The following is a 19,729-nucleotide window of genomic DNA, read 5'->3' as shown; positions in this document are numbered from 1 at the left end:
CCTAGAAATGCTGATGCTTGCAAAACTCGCTGTAATTATTCAAACCATCGTACTCCGTTTGTTCAATCTCCCAAGAAACATTTTCTAATACCTATCCAGTTTTTATCAAGTTCAAAATCAGATTTAACTGATTTATCCGAGGCCAGATTCTCAAATTGAATTTTTTGTGTTTAACGTACTTTTTTGACTGGCGGAAAATAAACATACTAAAGTGAATCCTTTTTTTAAGGAAAGGAGATTTTAGCCATGCGATTTGAGCTATTTAAGAGCAAAATTCTAACGGATGGATTTACACGCAAAATAGAAGGTCCTTCATGCGATAAATACGGGAATATTTACGCCGTTAATTTTCAAAGAGATGGCACGGTTGGCAAAGTAACCCCAAATGGAAAAAGCAGTGTCTTTGTTGAATTGCCTACGGGCAGTATCGGATGCGGGACACGTATTGACCCTAATGGAACTATGTACATCGCAGATTTTAAAAAGCATAATATATTCGCCGTTAACCTTGAAACGAAAGAGATCCGTGTACATGGTCATGACCCTGCAATGAACCAGCCTAATGATTTAGCGATAACCGAACAAGGTGTTTTATTCGCTAGTGACCCCAACTGGATCCAACAAAATAAGGGACAATTGTGGCGCATTCATACAAATGGAGACACGCAATTATTAGAAAGGAATATGGGAACGACGAATGGAATTGAAGTTAGTCCTGACGGTAAAAAATTATATGTAAATGAATCATTGCAAAGAAGAATATGGGTATATGATCTATCAAGCACTTATGAATTGAGTAATAAACGCTTATTGGTAGAGTTTCGTGATTTTGAACTTGATGGCATGCGCTGTGATGTGGCAGGCAACTTGTTTGTTACTCGCCCTGGCAAAGGTGTGGTGGCGAAGATTTCCCCTGATGGTCTTTTACTAAGCGAAATTTTCCTTATGGGTAAAAACTGTACCAACCTTACATTTGGGGGACCTGATGGAAGAACCTGCTACGTGACAATGGCTGATACTGGAAGCATTGAAATGTTTGAATCCGATGTGCCTGGAAGGTGTTGGAGTTTGTTGCATAGAAGGGTTTAGCGATAACGAGTATGCAGTTGGCTTCGTCGCTTGCATCCGCCAAAAAATGGCGACTCAACCGCAGTTGAGTCGCCTGCCTGATCTATCCCCCCTTGTAATCCCCCCAATCAATGCAATATTCGAAGATCTTCATCATTTTGATCTGCAAATTCAGCCATTACAATATTTCGATATACCCTTCTGTTCCATTCACGCGAATTCGTTGTCCGTCTTTGATCAGTTTGGTGGCATTTTCCACCCCGACAACTGCTGGTAAGCCATATTCCCGCGCGATAACGGCTCCATGGGTCATCAGTCCGCCAACTTCGGTGACTAAGCCTTTGATGGATACAAACAATGGTGTCCAACTAGGGTCAGTAAACGCGGTGACTAAAATATCTCCATCTTCCAGATCGGCTTCTTCCATATTTAAGATGACACGTGCTCGCCCCTCGATCACTCCGGAAGAAACAGGCAGACCTACAATAGCTTCAGTTGGGAGATTTTCTCGTTTGTACTTGCCTGCAATGATTTCGCCATCAGACGTGATAACACGTGGCGGCGTTAGTTTTTCATATAACTTGTACTCGTCTTTTCGTTTGCCGATGATCTTGTAATCCAATTTATTGGTGCGTACGGCTTCGTGAAGCTCTTCAAAAGTGAGGTAATAAATATCTTCTTGTTCACGAACAACGCCTGCTTGTACGAGTTGTTCGGCTTCTTTCAGTAAAGCCTTCTTATAAACGAAGTAGCGATTAATATATGCATATTTTGGATATTCTCGATATCCAATGAGATTCCGGACTAGGTCGATCATTCGTTTTGTCTCTTTGGCTTTTTGTTCGCCATCCGGTAACTGCTTCAATCGATCCAATAACTCTTGTTCTTTTTTCAAAGCTTCCTGTCGCCCTTGCTCAAATTTCCGCTTTCCGGCATTAGGCTCAAAGTTTTTGATGTTACCCAGAATCATGGGGACAAGTGTAATTGGTTTTTCGCTCCAACGGGTTCTGGTAATATCGATTTCTCCGGCGCATCGCATGCCGTATTTGTTGAGATAAGCACAGATCGCGTCTCGGGTTTCCTGTCCGCCATTAAATTTAACCAGTTCATCCAAAAAGTGATCATCTTTTACATGTTGTAAATAATGAATGACTTCCGGATAAGGACGTATCACATCTGCGACATCCATTAGAGCCAGACCCATTTCCGAAGTGATATTGTTTGGTACAGATTGAGACAGCGTATCTGCTGCGTTTTTTTCACCCAACCACTCCATCATTTTTTCATTGATCCATGATGAAGCATTCATAGCAGTCATAATCACACCAAAGCTTTGTGGATCAGATAGCTTCCTCTTCCTTAATTCCTCGATATCTTCCAGGATAAAATCAAATAGATCCGCTCCTGATTTCGTTTGGATCTTATGTTTTAACTCTTCGATCGATGATTCACTTCGCTTAATCAAATCAGAAACGACTGTCGGATCGTAATCGTTTAGTGTTTGATAATTCGCAGGCGCCGGACCTTCATTGCTTTTACCGTGACTCTGTTCTTTCTTGTCATCCGGTATCGATTTTATAAAATCTCCCCGCTCTATAACGGTCGTCAATGCATCTTTTATGAGCGGATCGTTTTTTCCCAGGACATTTATTAAAGTTTCCCTGCCGGAAGGTGAAGCCAGCATAAGTGAAACATCAACAAACAACCTTCCGCCGGCTTTACGCATGGGCGCGGGAGTTAGTAACAGGTAAAAAGACAATCCCAATGGTTTCATAGGGTCAGTCATCATTTGTTGATGCCCGACAGATACGTAAACGTGATTTTCTTGATCATTCGCTTCAGGGATCGGGTATAAAGTCGTGATTGGCCGGCTCTGGACAATATAAAATGTATCGTGGGCCAAACACCATTCGATATCTTGCGGGCAACCAAAATAAGCTTCGATCTGTCTTCCGATGTGTGCTAATTGTAAAATTTGTTCTTCAGTAAGTGTTTGAGTCTTTTGCTGATCAGGATCGATCTCCCGTGTCTCTGTTCCGCCTTCTTTTCGTCCATAGATAGCCAATTTTTTGGTTGCTATCCTCTTATCGACGATTTGCCCTTCCTGTACTTTATAACAATCGGCAGATACCAAACCGGAGACCAGTGCTTCTCCAAGTCCAAAACCGGCATCGATGGATAGCAGCTTTCGGTTGGAGGTAACTGGATCAGCGGTAAATAAAATCCCCGAAGCCTGTGGGAAAACCATCCTTTGAACGACAACGGATAAATAAACTTGACTGTGGTCAAATCCGTTTTGCATGCGGTAGATTACCGCGCGATCCGTAAACAGGGAAGCCCAGCATTTGCTGATATGCTGCAAGATCGCTTCTTTGCCGATGATATTTAAATAGGTGTCTTGTTGACCGGCAAAAGAGGCATGCGGTAAATCTTCAGCAGTCGCACTAGAGCGCACTGCATAAGCATGTTCCTCGCCAAACCGGGAGAGATAGTGAGCAACTGCATTCGCAACATCGGAAGGAATTTCTACGTCCATAATGCTTTGTCGAATCTTCCTGCTGATTTCACCGATTTGATCTCGATCTTCAACTTTGAGCGTTGTTAGTCGATCCAACAAAGCATGGTACGCTTCGTTTTGTTCGATGGCTTTCTGATATCCCACGGTTGTAACACAAAATCCTTCCGGTACTTGTATTCCTTCAATTTTCGATAATTCCCCTAAATTTAACCCTTTTCCGCCAACGAGCAAAAGCTGCGTTTTTTCCATTTCCTGAAAATCGAGAACCAAAGAACTCATTCTACATCTCTCCTAAACATTAAAATGTGAAAAAACATTTGACAAGAGTTTACCGGCGTGATACACTTAAAGTGTAGGATGAAACAACTGTGACCGTATAACTAGGGACAGTCGTCATCTGATTATATCACCATGTTTGTTTATATGCAATATAAAAAGAACCTGATAAAACTGCCCAGGTTCTTTTTTTGATTTTCCGCTACTTGGTACGGAGAACAACAAGAAAATTAACTACCGACATTATCACTACTACTATAAACATATTAAAGGAAACAGGATCGCCACCGATTACTAATTCATCAGAAAGAATACCTATTTGATACGTCAAAAAAGTGGATATGGCTGAACAAATAAATGAGGTACTCACTATTGAAGATCCATTTATTGGTTTATGATGTTTTATCTGGGAGATGGCGATTATCAATGAAATAGCTTGAATAATGATAAAGAAAATATATATTGGTCTAAAATTAGTAAAGGTAACAACATTGTCCATAATTCTCCCCCCATGCGGATAGCGCCCTTGTGGTGGCCCGCTCGTCTTGTTGTATTTCCCAAACAAAGTGATTAATGGAATAATACTTTCACAATATCAAGCTTAATAGATCGAGTCGGGCCCCTTTTTCCAATAAGTGAAGCGCTATATCACGCTTTCCCATATGTGCAGCTGCACCAAGGGCCGTTTCCCAATCACTCCAATCCCGCGGCATTAAGTAAACCTGGTTCTTGTTCGAGGAGCAAGGCTGTGGGACATTGATTAACTCCCCTCTCATTTAATGTGGAACCCAAACTGCTCTTGTCCAGGCAATTTGCATACCAACCCGTTCCATATTGTTTTGACTTGGGCTTCCAAAACTCGCTTGTGCAACAACAAGTTCACAGCCGGCTCTGTACGCTTCATGCATCCGCCATTTCAAAAGAGAAGTTTGTAAACCGTTCCGTCTAAATTCGGGCGCTGTTGCAGCTAACGTGAATGATGCGATGCTGCCGCTACAATACATTACAGCCACAGCAGCTGGCTTCTCATTCCAATATGCCAAGTATAACTTCCAACCGGGGCGGTTTAGCAAACCTACGTTGTTGTTTACAAAGTGGTGTTTATGAGCGATATCCATACCCGATCCTACGCAATGTACACCTGCAAAGTGGTCAAAATCTGTCTCATGATTAATTTGATTGATTTTTATTTTGGGTGGGAGCTCAGGTGCTTCCTTACTCGGTAATCCATAGAGTACAGAGTGAAATCCCTCTTGGAACAGTCCCCTCTCGGATAAATGTCTGAACATTTTTGGACTAACACCGATAGGGTTTATTTCTAATTGAAATCTTCGTTCCCTTTCTCGATAGAAGTTAATGACTTCTTCTAATCTATCTATGTCATCTTCTGAGAAACCCTTGACCGAGTTGAACAAGCCCCAGGGCATTGATTTGATATAGAAGGCAATAGAATTACCAACTTTCTTTATTTCGACTCCTTCTGGGTTATCGCTTCGTTCGCCGATTGAGCTGATCCTGGAGCTAAAATAGTCGATTTCAGATTGCTGTATTCGTTTAGCCAATTCTTCATTAACTACCGGCAATCTCAATTTCCAGTCACCTCATAGAGCCTCCCGTTCTTTCCTTTAAGGTTTACATCAGCGCCAGCATCATAACAAAAAAGTAGCGGTTTCAACCATTAAAACGGTAGCTGTTGATTAGCTTTCTCTTATCGTCAATTTCAAGTAATTGTCTTACCTTGTCAAAATTATTGCTGCATCTAATATCTCGTTCTTCAATTGACTTATGTATCTTCTGTATATACGTGTAATAATAAGTGTTACATTATTACTTTAGCACAAACCTTAATACAGTATCAAAAACTGTATGAGTGCAATCTACTTAAGATATGTGCCTACAAGTTTTCCGGTGTCGGACATTCGCCCATTTAAAACGGAAAGGCCCCTACACATTAGTAAAGGCTCAGGGCCGTAGCCGTCTATTTCTAACGTATGAAAATATATCGAAAAGGGTCCGAATTGAACCTCCATTACAAGAGCACATTGTTCATGCCGTCCAATCACGACCCGGCCATCATTCATAAAATGGAAGAGCAAACATGGAAGGAGGTTGTATCTCTATCTCTGGGCTATCCAACAGGACGTGGGGCTGGCTTCGCCATCCCGTTTTTTTCCAATCTGGCTGTGTATGATCTATGTACAGATCTTTAAGGAGGTGAAACCATGAGCGCTGTAGGCGGCTTGTTACTTCGACTGCTGTCATTCTTGTTCTCTTTATCCTTCTGGTCATCGTTTCTCGTTCTTTATTTGTTTAATCACAGAGAACTGATCAAGAGAAAAGTTAAACCGAAGAAGGAGCCACTTGCAAAGTTCCCCTTCTTCGTTTTCTTGTTTAATTCATGCTACTACTCCAGTCTTGGGCCAGTTTAGACAAGAAGTGAATTTCTCTTAGGAGCCGATCTCATTTCCTGTTTTCCCGGAGTACCTATGAGCATGTGGAATGCGTCCATTTATTGTGGTATAACCTTCAAAATAGTGAATGTGACCTCCTCCGGGTAAAGGTACTGAAGGACCCGTTGTTCCTCGAATGCTATGGGTATGGCCATCGTCGAATGAAGTTTCCGCAAAATAACCATGAACGTGTTGAACACCACTTGGAGCTGCTTCTGTACAACCGGCATAATGATGATTGTGTCCTGCATCAAATGAAGTAACACCTGAAAAGGGATGAACATGAACAGGCCGACCGTCCCAAGAGGTAATATACAATTTATGGGTATGGCTCGAGCCTCCTCCATCCGATGCCATCACAAATCCTCTAATTGGAATATCCATAGACACTTCCCTCATTTCTAAAATGATTATTCATTTTATGTAAAGACAGATGCCGTGGTTTGGGTTAATGTGTATAGAGTTTTATTCCTATTGTTTTTTTATATAGGTTTTGTCTAGATTAAGAAAAGACCCGCCACGTTGGGGGGCCGTACGAAGGTTACGATTCCTTTTAACCCAAGAAAGCAATAGAACGTTTCACTTTCTTTGCGAATGCAATGGGATCATCGATCGACTCCCAGTGAATATACATAAGACGCGGGTTCTCAAACAGCCAGTGATTATGGACTGCCGTTACTTTAATGCCGTTATTGCGAAGATTTGACAGCAAGCGATTTACCTGGTTTTGGAAGAGCGCCGTTTCCCTAAACAGAGTGCGCGTCCTGAACTGTCCAGTGATTCAAACGAAAACAGTTGATAACGGACCAACGGGGATGTGGTGCGTCTTCCTAAAATAGAGGCGTTAAATTTTCTGTTTCTAGTGACAAAACAAACCGGACCTTTTGTAATTTGATGCTCTGTTCCTCCTAAAATGGTTGAAAATCGATTACATAGTCTTTTAAAGCGTGCACTTGCTTTAACTTGAACCGCCATGCGAAATCATCCTTTCATTGTATGATCAAGATACACCTTCACCGCTCGATTGCATTAACCCAAAAATGCGATCGATGCTTTGGTTTTTTTGGCAAACACAACAGGATTCTCAATGGCGCGTTCTTCTTCCCAAGATTGTTTCCCTTAGGACTTGGACGAGTGCCTATTTTTTAACATAAAATGGACCCCGGAATTTTTCCGAGGTCCTGTTCGTAAAACGGCCCTGCGCAGTGCGACAGAGTCGTTTTGTTGCTATAATCCGTGTACGGATTTTCTTAATCTCGCTAATAACCGGAGGCTGATTTCCGTCCATATCGCGCTATAAAGCAAACTAAATAGAAAGATATACGTTGCCGTAGCGATATCAAAGCTCAGGGCGACCGAAGGTCCGAGCAGCGGAAAATGCAAGGCGTACAACACCAGCGCAATTCCGGTCCATAACGCAAGAGCGGAAAACAAGACAACCTGAATCCGATTTTTGGAGCGCGCAATGCTGAAGCCTAATGCCAACCCGAGTAACCCCGTTGTGAACGGAAAGACGATTAATTCGCTTGGTTGAATGAGGAGTAGCAACACGATGCTAAGCGCATAGGCGGTTAGTCCCGAACGGAATGAAATGAGCGCCGCCAATACAACCGGAGCTGTCGATAGCAGGCTGAGCAAATAACCCGGCCCTGGAAAAAAGCCTCCCGCCGATTGGAATAGTGCGGTTAGTGCGCCTAGAAAGGCGATCGTGACGAGCGTCTTTGTTTGGTTGGCACCGACGCGGGCCAATAGCGATGCGGATTCCATCCGCGGTAACGGCTTCGCCCAATAATTGAGAAACTGGTCACGCATGTTAGAAGCCTCCTTTTTCTTGATCACTCGGAACTCAAATGAATAAATGGAAGCACTAGTGCCAGGATCAATACGATGATATCGCACTTGCCTAATTTCAATTGATAAAATGCGGTTCGCTCGCTGCCGGGCCGGAAACAGCGGGACTCCATAGCGTCCGACAACCGTTCGGCGCGCCTGAAGGTCGTGAGAAGCAACGGCGTCAACAGTAAAATCATATCTCTCCCCCGCCCTGCCAAATTCCATCTGCCGTACTGCACTCCCCGTACTCTCTGCGCTTGCATAATTCGCATGAGATCTTCCAAAAGAAGCGGAAGATAAATGACGGCGATGGTGAACATAACTGCACACGATTCGGTCTTCACCCCAAGGCGGCGCAAGGGGGACAACAAGTTGCGCAGCCCCTCCATTTGTTTTTCTGGCGGCGTAGTCGATAATAGTAACGTGACCATGAGGATAAAAGAAATCATTTTTAACATCATTAGCGCTGCGGTCTCTACTCCGTTTAATGCGATTTGAAAGTAACTTAGTATGATCATGAAGACAAGAAATCCTCGAATATTTTCCCATAATAAGTAGAGGCGGAGTTTGGAAAGCAGAAACAAGAATAAAGCAACAAGCGTATAAATGAGGCTTGCTGTAAATGAATTGGAAGTAACAAGACTTATCGAATAACTGGCGACAAACCCATATTTCGAACGGGGATCCAGCCGGTGTAGGAAGGAATCGCCGGGGACATATTGCAGGGTGGATAAAGCTCCGAAGCTGCTCATGATTCATCTCCTAGTGTGCGCATCAGTCGGTCCGTTAGGAAGGCGAGAAGCTTGTTTTCTTGGACGATCTCCGAATCGATTTTTCCGGGGAAAAAGGATTCGAGTTCCTTGCGGAAGCGCAGTAAAGGTGTTGGAGATAAAGCTATAGCAGGATCTTCCAACGCGCATCGGATTTCGGCAGGTTTCAAGTCATAGACTAATCTTCCGTTATTTAAAATGACCAGACGATCCGCATATTCCAAGGCATCCTGCAGATGATGGGTAATGCAGACGATCGTCATATGCTTTGTTCGTTGAAGATCAGTCAGTAAAGCGAGAAACTTCCCGCGTGTCAAAGGATCGAGTCCGGCCGTCGGCTCATCCAAAATCAGAATTTTTGGCTCCAGGACGACGGCTCCTGCCAATGCAACCCGTCTTTGTTCCCCGCCGCTGAGCTGAAAAGGAGAGCGATCCTTGTATGCTTCAAAGGAAAGTCCGACGCATTCCATCGCGTCTTTCACTTTTGCCGTTATTTCCCGCTCGCTATACTTTTTCCGGCGAAGACCGTAACGGATATCCCGGAATACCGTTTCTTCAAACAACTGGTGCTCGGGAAATTGAGAAACGTAAGTGACTTTGTTCGATATATCGAACCGGTTTTTTCTGCTGTTCGTCGGGATATGATCCACATATACGAGACCGGTTTCAGGCACTAATAAACCGGCGCCCAGCTGTCCCAAAGTGGTTTTGCCGGACCCGGAGGGGCCCATGATGGCGGCAAATTCCCCGTCAGGTATGGAAAATGTAATGCCGCCCACCACTTTATGCTCCATGGCAGTCCTTTTGGCATACGTATAGCTTACATCGCGGAAATCGATTCCCATATCGATTTGGCCAATTCCTTTTCCGATCCGCAGCAGGCAGGAAGTTCCATACCTTTCGTGCGAAGCGCTTTTTGTAAACGAACTAGAAACGGCGGGAGCGTCTGAGCCTCTTCGAGAATGTCGGATTGCTTCATTAATGTGGGCACGTCTCCGGCAAAAGCGAGGCGGCCATGATTAAGCACCAAAATCCGGTCCGCCTTCCAGATGTCTTCCGGATCATGCGTCACCTGAATGACGGTAAGTCCCATACGATGAAGATCGGACATGACGTCCAGCAGCTTGCCGGCATTTTGCGGGTCCAGCATGGACGAGGCTTCATCGAAAATAATGATTTGCGGATGCATGACGAGGATGCCGGCGATCGCAACCAATTGCTTTTGCCCGCCGGACAACGTTCGAACGGGACGGTACCGGAGCTCTTCCAATTGCAGCAATTTCAATATACGGTCTATTCGCGATATCATCTCATCCCGCGAGAACATTAGGTTTTGCAGGCCGAACGCGATATCCTCTTCGACCGTAGCGCCGACCGTTTGTTCATCGGGATTTTGGAAAACGATTCCAAACAATTGACGGATCTTTCGAATATTCGCAGGATCGGTAGATTCCCCGAAGACGAGCACCTTGCCAAGACTCGGTTTCAACAAGCCGTTCACTAATTTAACGAAGGTCGACTTTCCTGAGCCGTTTCCTCCCACGATGGCTATCCATTCGCCAGGAGCAATGCGGATATTGATATCTTTTACGATCCATTCGCCATGCTCCGAAAAACGGAAAGAAACGTTCTCAAAGACGACGGACGGCGATTTGGCGGCTGCGGTCATCCCAATTCCCCATTCCTTTTGAGTCGTTACCATTATATTCGGGTGAATCGGAGATCATTCGGCCCGGATTTCCATCATCAGTACTGTTTATTCATGGAATAAAACAAGAAAAAAGAACGCCGATCCGATTACGGTTCGCGTTCTTTTCGTTTAGGACCCTTCTTATCTTTGCACCAGATTGACATCGTGCGGATCGATCCAGGTCGAGTCCGTCCAACCATCAAGGTCGTAATCGCTCATGCACTGCTCCACCATGCTCTTGAACGCCTCGGCCGATCCGCTGTTTACAGCTTCCATCAGTGTATGAATGCGGATATCTTCAAAATTGCCGGTATAATTTCGTTCGTACAGCCCATGCCGGCCGCCAAATTCGCTCCCGATCGCGTCCCAGAGCAATTTATTCAGCTTAATCTTCTCCATGCTGTCATACCCGCCCGAGCCACGGTAAAATCGCTCTAAATAAGGACGAAGCTCCGGATTTTTAAAATCCGCCGAACTGGAAGGCTGTACGATGAGCCCTCCTCCCACCACGTCTTCGATCATTTCTTTTATTCGCGTCCAGGCCATGGGAGAAAACACTCTGTAAGCCGTTCCGTGCTCGACATTCGGCAAAACCGTTCCATTCGGACCCGGATTCGGGTCTTTAGCCATTGCGGTACTTAGGGCCCAGAATAGATTTCGCCAGGCAATCATTTCTCCGACTTTTGCTCTGACCCCGCGGAAATCGCCGGTTCCCGAAGATTCAACGACTTTTAACAGCAGACCGGCGATAAAGTCAAGCTTGACTGCCAGACGGGTACATCCGTGAAACATAAACAAATTGACGAACCCGGAACGCGGGAAGAAAGCATTCGCTTTTTCAATATCCCGATAAACCAGGATGTTTTCCCACGGAATCAAGGCTTTATCAAAAATAAGGACGGCATCATTCTCATCCATACGGCTTGAAAGCGGGTTATCGAACGGGCTGCCTAATACGGCGGAATGGAGTTCATAGGAAGGGCGGCAAATCATCTTCACTCCGGGCGTATCGTGGGTGGCGAAGAAAGCGAGCGCAAACTCCTCTTTTTGAACGGGCAACGTTCCGTTATGAGCGACAAAATGGCAATTGGTCAGCGCGGAGCCAGTGGCTACCATTTTAGCGCCGCTGACAATGATCCCGGCATCGGTTTCCTTTTCCACGTTGATAAAAACATCGGACACGGCATGCACCGGTTTGTTTCTGTCCACCGGCGGATTGATGAGGGCGTGGTTGATAAATAATACCTTCCTCTGTGCTTCCCCGTACCACCGGCGGGCGTTATTCTCAAAAGGGGCATAGAACTCCGGGTTGCCGCCGAGAGTTCCGAGAAAAGCGCCCTTGTAATCCGGGGTCCGCCCCATCCAGCCGTAGGTAAGGCGCGCCCAAGCGGCTATTGCCTCGCGTGACGCCAGCAATTCCTCCGCGTTTCGGCTAACTTTAAAAAAGCGATGGGTGTAGCTGCCTCCCGGGATATCGACAGGCGTTGTTAATACATCGTGAACCTTGGGGTCATGCAATGCATCATAAAGCCGTGCAACGGAACGCGCGGAATTTCGGAAAGCCGGATGGTTCACAATATTCTGCACACGCTGACCGTTTAGCCAAATCTCCCTGTCGTCGCGTAAACTGTCTAAATACTCTTTGCCGGTCATCGGTTTCCTAACGTCGCTCATCCCTGCTTCTCCTTGATCCATTCTCCCAATCGCAGCTTGCCCGACTGGCTGTAGAAGCGGATCGGATTATCCCATACCAATTGTTGGATCACATCTTCCCCATACTCTTTCTTTCTCATTTCAAGGGCTGTTTTCACGATACTAAGCGGGTTGGCCGGACCCCAATCGGCCGCGGAATTAATCATCATACGCTCCGTCCCGTACCGATCGAATATTTCGATCGCGATCTCGGGGGAAACCTTGGTCGGATAAATCGTCATCCCGCTCCATCCCCCGTAAGCTATCGAGAGGTCAATCGTCTCGAGGTTATTATGATCGATCAAAACCTGATCGGGATCGAGATTGACTTCCTTTAATACTTGGATTGTACGCTCGGTACCTTCTCTTTTATTGCTATGGGGAGTATGCACCATGACAAGCATATTCATTTCTTTTGCCATGAGGAGCTGGCGCCGCATAATTTCTTCTTCCGCATCCGTGATCAGATCGAACCCGACTTCGCCTACGGCCAGACAGCGTTCATGCCGATAATACTCCGGCAGGCCGTCAATCACCCGATGTGCGAGTTCCAGGTTGTTCGCCTCTTTCGGATTCATCGCCACGCAGCTGAAATGATCAATCCCGTACTCCTTCGCCCGTTTCGGTTCAAATTCGAGGATATGCCGGAAATAATCGAAGTACGACTCCGGATAGCGGCGTTCGCTTCCAAGCCAGAAAGAGGGCTCGACAACCGCCTGCACACCGGATAAACTCATCCGCTCGTAGTCGTCGGTCGTACGGGAATAACAATGAATATGCGGGTCAAAAAATTTCATCAGCCTCACTCCTCGTCTCTTAGCTTAAACAAAGCCGCAACAGAAGATCGTGGACTTCCGTGGCATCCAGTTCTTGCGGCAAATCCATATCCCGACCGCTTACAATCATCGAGATTCGATCGTTTTCTCCTCTTGCCGGCAATCCATGCGATCCTCGAATCAGCTCCGGCTGTAAAGGAATACGGTACGTTTTCGGATCGACGAACAACTCGACCGGATCGTAACCGGGCTTTCGGTGAATATCTACGGTATGGGCAAATTCAGGCGCTCGCTCATCCGCTAACCACCAATAATAAACGAACCAGCTATCGGGCTCCGCTATGGCTATTAATTCGCCGGACCGTTCGTGATCGATGCGATGCTGCTTTTTCTCGTCCTCGCCCCAAACCTCGGCGATGCCCGGCAATTCTTGCAAAGCCCGTTTCACTTCGGGGATATCGTCGGAATTCGTGATATAGACATGAGCCAACTGGTGATCCGCAAGGGCAAAGGCCCTGGAGTTCTCCATATTGATAAATTCCATCTCTTCTACCCTGTCAACAGCCTGAAATCCCAGCTTTCGCAGAAATCGGTTAATATAAATCGGACTCCGAACCGGTTTGAACGCATACTCCGACAGTAAAACAATCCTCGTCTCTTCATACAGCCGCCGGCGTTTCAGCTCTTCCACCATATATCCGATCAGCCCGTCAATCTCCTTTAACGATTGCTTCGCTTGTACGCTATCGGGTCCAAATCTTTGCGCATTGTAGTCGAGGTTCGGCAAGTAAACGAGTGACAATCTGGGTCTATAGTTCTCCAACACGTCAATCGCTGCCTTCAGGATCCAATCGCTGGATTTCAAGGATGCCAGAGGTCCCCAGAACGTTCGCAAATCAAAATCCCCAAGCTGTTCGCGGAGCTGCGAATATAACCCGTTCGGCTTGGATGCGTACCACTGGATCATACGATTCTCCAAATGGATTGGCGCAGGGGTTACGACATAATCAGCCGAACTTAATTTGCTAAATTGCCAAAAAAAGATTGCGGTCTTCGCCTCTGCGTCCGCCTTCTTCAACGTTTCCCAAATCTTTTCGCCCTGGACAGGAACCATCGTTTGATTCCACATCGTAATTTCTTTATAATCCCGGTCCGGAAGACCGTTGCAAATAATCCCGTGTTCCGCGGGAGGTTTTCCTGTTATGTAGGTCGCTTGAACCGTCCCGGTCACCGCCGGAAAAACGGGATTCACTTGAATATGATGGCCCTCATCCAGAAGCTGACGAATATTGGGTAACAACTCCGCATCTTGCAAATGCTCCGGACACAAGCTGACGATGTCGAGCACAAGCACATGTTGTTTTTTCATATCTCTCCCTCCTTTATGTAACGGAAAATGCACGGGACCAAGCATAACTTAAGAGCATGAAAATCGTTACGGCGAGCCATGCCGCCATCCCCCCAATTGACGTGGCGATTGCGGCATTCAAAAGAGGCAAGCCGATAATGCAAGTTCCCACCGCTTTACGAATATGTATGGCATTCGGAAGTTTGATGGAAGCATACATCCCTCTAAACGTCCAGACGAGGAAAAGGATAACGGCGATCAGGGTTACGAAAAGCGTCTCCCGGCCGCCAAAAAATAGGACCGCAATCGAACAAACGGGAATCGTCACGCTCATCGTCCAGACACGTTTCGGATAAAGATCCTCCCCTACTTCTCCCTTGGACAAAGCCGTGACCATGGCAATATACATAAAAGGGACCAGGGACATCCACCAAAAGGCCGATAATTGCGAAGGGATCATGCTAATGCCCAACAACAAATTTAAACCGCGGCATATCCCCATCGTTACCGGCCCGAAAAGATGATGTTTTTTCAGAAAGCCGTTATACAGATAGATGCATGCAACCAACGCGCAAGCGATCATGAAACTGGCCCGGCCGACGAAAAACGCGATACCAAGTCCGCATATTCCCAATATGCAAATGAACGCTAGCGCAAATGAGCGGTTTATGCGCCCGGAAGGCAACGGCCTTTCGGGACGTTCCATTTTATCGAGAGTGTGATCCATATAATCGTTCAACGCTACGCCCATTGCATATAAACAAGCGCTTGAAATGATCAAGGAAAGCAGAGCACCGATGTGAAAATTTTGCCAAATGCCATAAGCAATCCATCCGCCCGCCATAATATCGGCCATTGCTGTAAATAAGTTCGGGAAACGAATGAGTTCCAGACAAGCCTTCCATTTATTCAAAATGAAGCTCCCTCCTCGCCCGATAGAAAAAGCGGCAGGCCGGCAAAAAGTTTATGCTCTTACAATGCGCCAAACGGCGCCGGTTTCCGAAAATGGAATAGCCGTTGCCACATCGGCGCCAAGAATGCCGAAATCGACGACATAGAGACTTTGCCCGTCGGGCGAGAAACGTACGGCCACCGGGCGTTCCGGACCCTCACCGGCTTTACCGGGTTTGAGATTGATCATGAAATCGTGAACTTGACCGGTATACGGATTGGCACGGACGACCCGAAAACCGGCTGGCCTGATGTCTCCGGTGGTGATCGGCGGCGCGCTTCCGAATTGAGCGAAAAACACTTCGCCTCTCGGCGCAAAAGAATCGTTGATACTGAAATCAAACTTTTGCGTGGCGGAGTGCGGCTTAAAACGAATGAGCGGTTGTTCCGCCAGAGGCGGGTGTTCTGCGAGCAAGAATTGCGGTTGCGGATTCCCCGGCGGTTTAAAGTAAGGCAAAGTGACCGGGAGTCCGCTCGCGTAGTCGGGCCAACCGTACCAACCGGGAGTGATTTCGTAAAACGTATCCCAGTCTCCTTCGATGGGCCTGCTGCCCCGAAAGTCGAGGCCGTTGTTGGTAGCGTATAATTTGCCTTCCGGCGAGAATCCAAGACCAAAAATATTTCGGAAACCGTCTGCGATGATTTCCAGACCGCTCCCGTCCGGGTTCGCGCGATAAACGACCCCGTTTGCCAGCAGCTCGCCACGGATAATTTCCCCCTGGAAGCTTGGCGTTCCGAACGGATGAAATGCTCCGGTTATGGCTTTAGCGTTCGGATTCGTTTTGGTTAATAGGTTATCCGATGGGAAATTTTGTCCTGCAAGTATGATGTCACGCGCTGGAACATCATGGTAAGCCGGTCTTTGACCCAGCCATCCGTAATAGGCATTATCTACGCCTACGACCCCGAGTTTGTCACGGTACCAACGGCAAAGTACATTTTTCCGTCAGGGCCGAGTGCCCTCAATAAGATATAAATCTCCTCTAAACCAGGACATGCCTGTTAATGCTCCTTCAAACCCCGCAGCAAATTCACGGGCTTTTCCGGTTGCATCAATATGCAGCACTCTACCTTTAGCATAAGCCGGGCCGTAAGAATAGCCCGATTCGGCGACATACATTTCGCCATTCTCGTCAAACGCCAGGCTTGTCGGATAGGTGAGTCCGGAAATAACCGGCTCCAGTCTGTATCTGGGATCCAGCCAATAATCCGGGCCATCGACCGGACCTTCCAAAAACGGCGCCAAAGGCGGCAAGTCGGTCTGAAATGGAGTGGCTAACGCGATTAACGTATGGATGAAATTGGTTTGCAAATTTATGAGGTTTTAAAGCTCGGGCACCAGATGCGGATATGCGGTTTACGCAAATCTCTTCCCAAATGACTTCTCGAACGACCAGTTTATTAGGGAACGTCTGCAAAGGACTCCTTCACCCCTCATCCCAGTTCGTTCACACATTCATAAGTAATATGAACAGGGCGTTGTCCTTTATGTCAATGGGCTGGGAAAAGCCCGAATTTAATCGTTATTCATCACGGAACAATTTCAAAAACGGTACCTTGGTTAAAATCAGTCACTTTCATAGAGCCATGAACCCCTAAATATAGTTTGGTTTGATTCAGATTCGTTCCCAAACTAACATAATAAGCTGATTGTGAACCAAAATTATAATCGGTTTCAATAACACTAAAATCATTCAGCTTACAATCTGTTCTTACCCTGGTATAAGCTAAAGCACCTCGAACCGGAAGTCGAGATTCTTTCCCCCGAGCCAGATCGGTAAACACAACGTTTCCCGTTAAAGCCGGGATTTCATTTCCCATATAGGGCTGGACTCCTGTAAGTGCAGTGGCTCTAAACTTATCGGTTCGGCGATCTTCATGAAAATAACTAATTAGAGGCGGAAGACGCCTCGCTGAAGTTTTTACTGCCTCATCGTAATAAGCAATGGTTTTCTCATTCAAAGCCGGATTTGCAGAGCAGCCTGTTATTGTCGAAGTAGGAAAAGCACCTTCCCACCCTCGCCAGCCAAAGTTAATAAAGCCTTCGTGGTCCGGTTCAGATTTCATTAAAGAGACCTGAATAAGCTGAGTAACCGGTATTGGTTTATAATGAACGAACGAAAAAATCGACTCTACGAGATCCTGTCCGACATTGCCTGCATATTTGATATACTGATTATAAAACCTTTGGAATGAAATGCCTGGTATATTGCGAACTCCTTTGGCAATGACCGTAAGCGTTTCCTGAATAGGTACGGGTAGCTCATTAAACCGTGTAACTACGGGCGGATTATCGATAAATGTATGCTTGCCTACATCAATTTCGATTATTTTACCTGCGATTTCCATATCCTCTTGGCTTAAATTAAACGGGTCATAGCCTGATCCACCATCTCCGGTTGTCAAAATAAGATTTCCTGTTTCAGGTGAAAAGTTTAAGCTATTGACCCCATTATGGTTAAAAAATGGTCTTCTTATACGAAGTAATGTCCGCCTTTTTTGAGGTTGACCATTCGAATGTAGAATATATTCTTCAACTGTATCAATATGATCGTATTGAATTTCTCTATTTGTCCACTTTAGGTTTAAGGTTCTAGCATCGCAAGGGTTAGGTTTAAAAGATTCAGGAGGAGCACCCGGAAAAGCTCCCGGACCTTGGGTTCCGGCTACAGAATAATGCAGATAAAACAAACCGTTATAATAGAATTTGGGATGAAACGCCAGCCCTAGCAATCCCCGTTCATCATATCCACCATTAGAAAGACCTAATTTTAGGATTCGCGGTCGAATATCAAAAAAAGTTCTTATAACTCCGTTTCGTATGTAAAAGATCTCCCCTACCTGTGTTACAATAAATAAGCTTTCAATTGAATCACCCGGAAGTATCGTTGTTTTCAAAACCGTAGGTAAATTGATCTTACTTACAATGGGTCTTAAACGAACCTTAACTTTGATCAACTTAACGTTCCCCTCCTTCCTATTTTTTCCTTTTATAAGAATATGATTAGGACTGCTCTATTAGTACCAATGAATCCCATAAAATAACAAAGCCGCGATTTACGCGGCAATTAATGTTCACAAGGCTTCGCACTGTTTTATAGTCCTTTTGGTGTTTGAAAATTAAAATTTTATGAAGGTAACCGTAAATTTTGTATAGGCATATTTCTCACTCTCAACTTTAATCAAGGCTTGATGTGCTTCGATAATGGCTTTGGCAAGCGCCAAGCCAATTCCTACCGAATCATGTTTTTTAGAACCGCTTGCTTTGTAGAATCGATCAAAGATATACGGCAGCTCCTCGGCTTCAATTCCTTCTCCAAAGTCTTGAATCATCAGTTCCGTATAGATCGGTGTATCTTTGACTTGAATCATGATTTTACCGCCGGGTTTGGAATGCTCGATCGCATTCTTCAGCAGGTTCAACAAAGCTTCTTGCATCCACATTTTATCGTGAACAACGACTACTTCCTCTGGCGCATCCCAGTCAACCGACATCTGATTATCACTGATCATGCTTGCTAGACGCTCCAAAACTTCCTCTATGGTCTCCACCAAATTTACGGGTTCTTTATCGAATGATATGGCTCGGGCGTCGATTTTCGCTATTTTCAACAAATTTTGAATCAAGACATTCATTCTGGAGATTTGAACATCATTATTTTGCAATAGTCGAACTTGCTGCTGGCGGGGCAAATTTTCATTCAACATCATTTCATTATAGATGGATATTGTTGAAAGCGGTGTTTTTAATTGGTGGGATATATCTTGCAGCATTTTTCCTAGAAACTCTTTCTCTTCCAGCAGATCCTGCATGCTTTTTCTAATAATATCTTTCATGGACCGAAATGAAGCCGCCAGTTTGGCGAGATCCCCTTCTTTATTTTCATTTATGACAACCGAGTAATCTCCATCGATTATTTTTTTTGCCGCCGAAGCGAGTTGTTTAATTTTATTGAAGATCATCTTGTATTGCATATAGGTTGCTCCAAACAACATCAATCCGAAACAAATCAATCCCCACAAAATAGATTGATTATGGCCGAAAATATGGTTATTTAAAAGGGGAAAAAGCTCCGTCTCCAAATCTTCATACAATCCATACTGTCTAAAGATCTCTCTTCCTTGTTCCTGATATTTGCTTGAATCGGAAGAATGGCTTGTTAAGACTTTCATAATTTCCGCTTCATTCTCGGGATGTTGTTCAACCAATCTGGCAGTAATTTCGCCCCAGGCTGCAATAGAATCGGTCTTTAATTGATTATAAAACAGTTGATGTTCAATAAACTGGTAAAGTGTAAATAGAGAGAACAGAACAGCCAGTATCGCCATATAAGCTTTGAATTCGGTAATTTTCATC

General features: G+C 45.4%; 16 protein-coding genes and 3 pseudogenes. 2 read left to right on the top strand and 17 right to left on the bottom strand.

The window, feature by feature from the left end:
- Positions 1–246: 246 nt before the first annotated feature.
- On the top strand, positions 247–1,089 hold the full coding sequence (locus KQX66_RS31620; RefSeq protein ID WP_216797530.1) for an SMP-30/gluconolactonase/LRE family protein: 843 nt from the start codon (positions 247–249) through the stop codon (positions 1,087–1,089).
- 157 nt (positions 1,090–1,246) lie between these two features.
- On the opposite strand, the gene ppsA is transcribed toward KQX66_RS31620, so the two are convergent.
- The 3 genes and pseudogenes from ppsA to KQX66_RS31605 form a co-directional block, all read right to left on the bottom strand.
- The gene (gene ppsA / locus KQX66_RS31615) at positions 1,247–3,865 is read right to left on the bottom strand and encodes a phosphoenolpyruvate synthase (protein ID WP_216797529.1); all 2,619 of its coding nucleotides are present in this window, start codon (positions 3,863–3,865) and stop codon (positions 1,247–1,249) included.
- 596 nt (positions 3,866–4,461) lie between these two features.
- Positions 4,462–4,654: pseudogene (locus KQX66_RS38765) on the bottom strand (hypothetical protein); the annotation flags it as partial.
- Positions 4,639–5,451, bottom strand: a complete 813-nt coding sequence (locus tag KQX66_RS31605; RefSeq protein ID WP_216797528.1) for a GNAT family N-acetyltransferase — start codon at positions 5,449–5,451, stop codon at positions 4,639–4,641. The gene KQX66_RS31605 and the pseudogene KQX66_RS38765, both read right to left, overlap by 16 nt.
- A 656-nt stretch (positions 5,452–6,107) precedes the next feature.
- On the opposite strand from KQX66_RS31605, the pseudogene KQX66_RS37610 reads away from it, so the two are divergent.
- Positions 6,108–6,176, top strand: a pseudogene (locus KQX66_RS37610) (sporulation protein YjcZ); the annotation flags it as partial.
- A gap of 133 nt (positions 6,177–6,309) precedes the next feature.
- On the opposite strand, the gene KQX66_RS31600 reads toward KQX66_RS37610, so the two are convergent.
- From KQX66_RS31600 to KQX66_RS31535, 14 genes and pseudogenes are all read right to left on the bottom strand, one after another.
- Positions 6,310–6,696 (bottom strand): YmaF family protein, encoded by a 387-nt coding sequence (locus tag KQX66_RS31600; protein ID WP_216797527.1) that lies wholly within the window; start codon positions 6,694–6,696, stop codon positions 6,310–6,312.
- 169 nt (positions 6,697–6,865) lie between these two features.
- Positions 6,866–7,287: pseudogene (locus tag KQX66_RS31595) on the bottom strand (DUF1259 domain-containing protein).
- A gap of 252 nt (positions 7,288–7,539) precedes the next feature.
- Positions 7,540–8,124: a YybS family protein gene (locus KQX66_RS31590; RefSeq protein ID WP_216797526.1), complete on the bottom strand. Its 585-nt coding sequence runs from the start codon at positions 8,122–8,124 to the stop codon at positions 7,540–7,542.
- 23 nt (positions 8,125–8,147) lie between these two features.
- Positions 8,148–8,897: an energy-coupling factor transporter transmembrane component T family protein gene (locus tag KQX66_RS31585; protein WP_216797525.1), complete on the bottom strand. Its 750-nt coding sequence runs from the start codon at positions 8,895–8,897 to the stop codon at positions 8,148–8,150.
- Positions 8,894–9,709, bottom strand: a complete 816-nt coding sequence (locus KQX66_RS31580) for an ATP-binding cassette domain-containing protein (RefSeq protein WP_216797517.1) — start codon at positions 9,707–9,709, stop codon at positions 8,894–8,896. Before KQX66_RS31580 ends, KQX66_RS31585 begins: the two co-directional genes overlap by 4 nt.
- Positions 9,710–9,735: 26 nt before the next feature.
- Positions 9,736–10,584, bottom strand: coding sequence for an ATP-binding cassette domain-containing protein (locus KQX66_RS31575; protein WP_216797515.1), 849 nt, complete (start codon positions 10,582–10,584; stop codon positions 9,736–9,738).
- 162 nt (positions 10,585–10,746) lie between these two features.
- Positions 10,747–12,279 (bottom strand): 4-hydroxyphenylacetate 3-hydroxylase N-terminal domain-containing protein, encoded by a 1,533-nt coding sequence (locus KQX66_RS31570; protein WP_216797513.1) that lies wholly within the window; start codon positions 12,277–12,279, stop codon positions 10,747–10,749.
- Entirely contained in the window at positions 12,276–13,094 is an 819-nt protein-coding gene (locus KQX66_RS31565; protein ID WP_216797511.1) for a TatD family hydrolase, read from the bottom strand. The genes KQX66_RS31570 and KQX66_RS31565 overlap by 4 nt, the downstream gene beginning before the upstream one ends.
- A 19-nt stretch (positions 13,095–13,113) precedes the next feature.
- Positions 13,114–14,442: an alkaline phosphatase family protein gene (locus KQX66_RS31560; RefSeq protein ID WP_216797509.1), complete on the bottom strand. Its 1,329-nt coding sequence runs from the start codon at positions 14,440–14,442 to the stop codon at positions 13,114–13,116.
- Positions 14,443–14,455: 13 nt separating this feature from the next.
- Positions 14,456–15,334, bottom strand: coding sequence for a UbiA-like protein EboC (gene eboC / locus KQX66_RS31555; RefSeq protein WP_216797508.1), 879 nt, complete (start codon positions 15,332–15,334; stop codon positions 14,456–14,458).
- Between the two features lie 51 nt (positions 15,335–15,385).
- On the bottom strand, positions 15,386–15,787 hold the full coding sequence (locus tag KQX66_RS31550; protein WP_216797505.1) for a hypothetical protein: 402 nt from the start codon (positions 15,785–15,787) through the stop codon (positions 15,386–15,388).
- A gap of 531 nt (positions 15,788–16,318) precedes the next feature.
- The gene (locus KQX66_RS31545) at positions 16,319–16,684 is read right to left on the bottom strand and encodes a hypothetical protein (protein WP_216797504.1); all 366 of its coding nucleotides are present in this window, start codon (positions 16,682–16,684) and stop codon (positions 16,319–16,321) included.
- A gap of 218 nt (positions 16,685–16,902) precedes the next feature.
- Positions 16,903–18,330: a PQQ-dependent sugar dehydrogenase gene (locus KQX66_RS31540; RefSeq protein ID WP_216797502.1), complete on the bottom strand. Its 1,428-nt coding sequence runs from the start codon at positions 18,328–18,330 to the stop codon at positions 16,903–16,905.
- 162 nt (positions 18,331–18,492) lie between these two features.
- Entirely contained in the window at positions 18,493–19,728 is a 1,236-nt protein-coding gene (locus KQX66_RS31535; RefSeq protein ID WP_216797584.1) for a HAMP domain-containing sensor histidine kinase, read from the bottom strand.
- Position 19,729: the final 1 nt, after the last annotated feature.

The organism is Paenibacillus oleatilyticus, from assembly GCF_018998565.1.
GTDB classification, from domain to species: Bacteria; Bacillota; Bacilli; order Paenibacillales; family NBRC-103111; genus Paenibacillus_G; species Paenibacillus_G oleatilyticus.
This window is presented reverse-complemented; position numbering and strand designations above follow the sequence as displayed.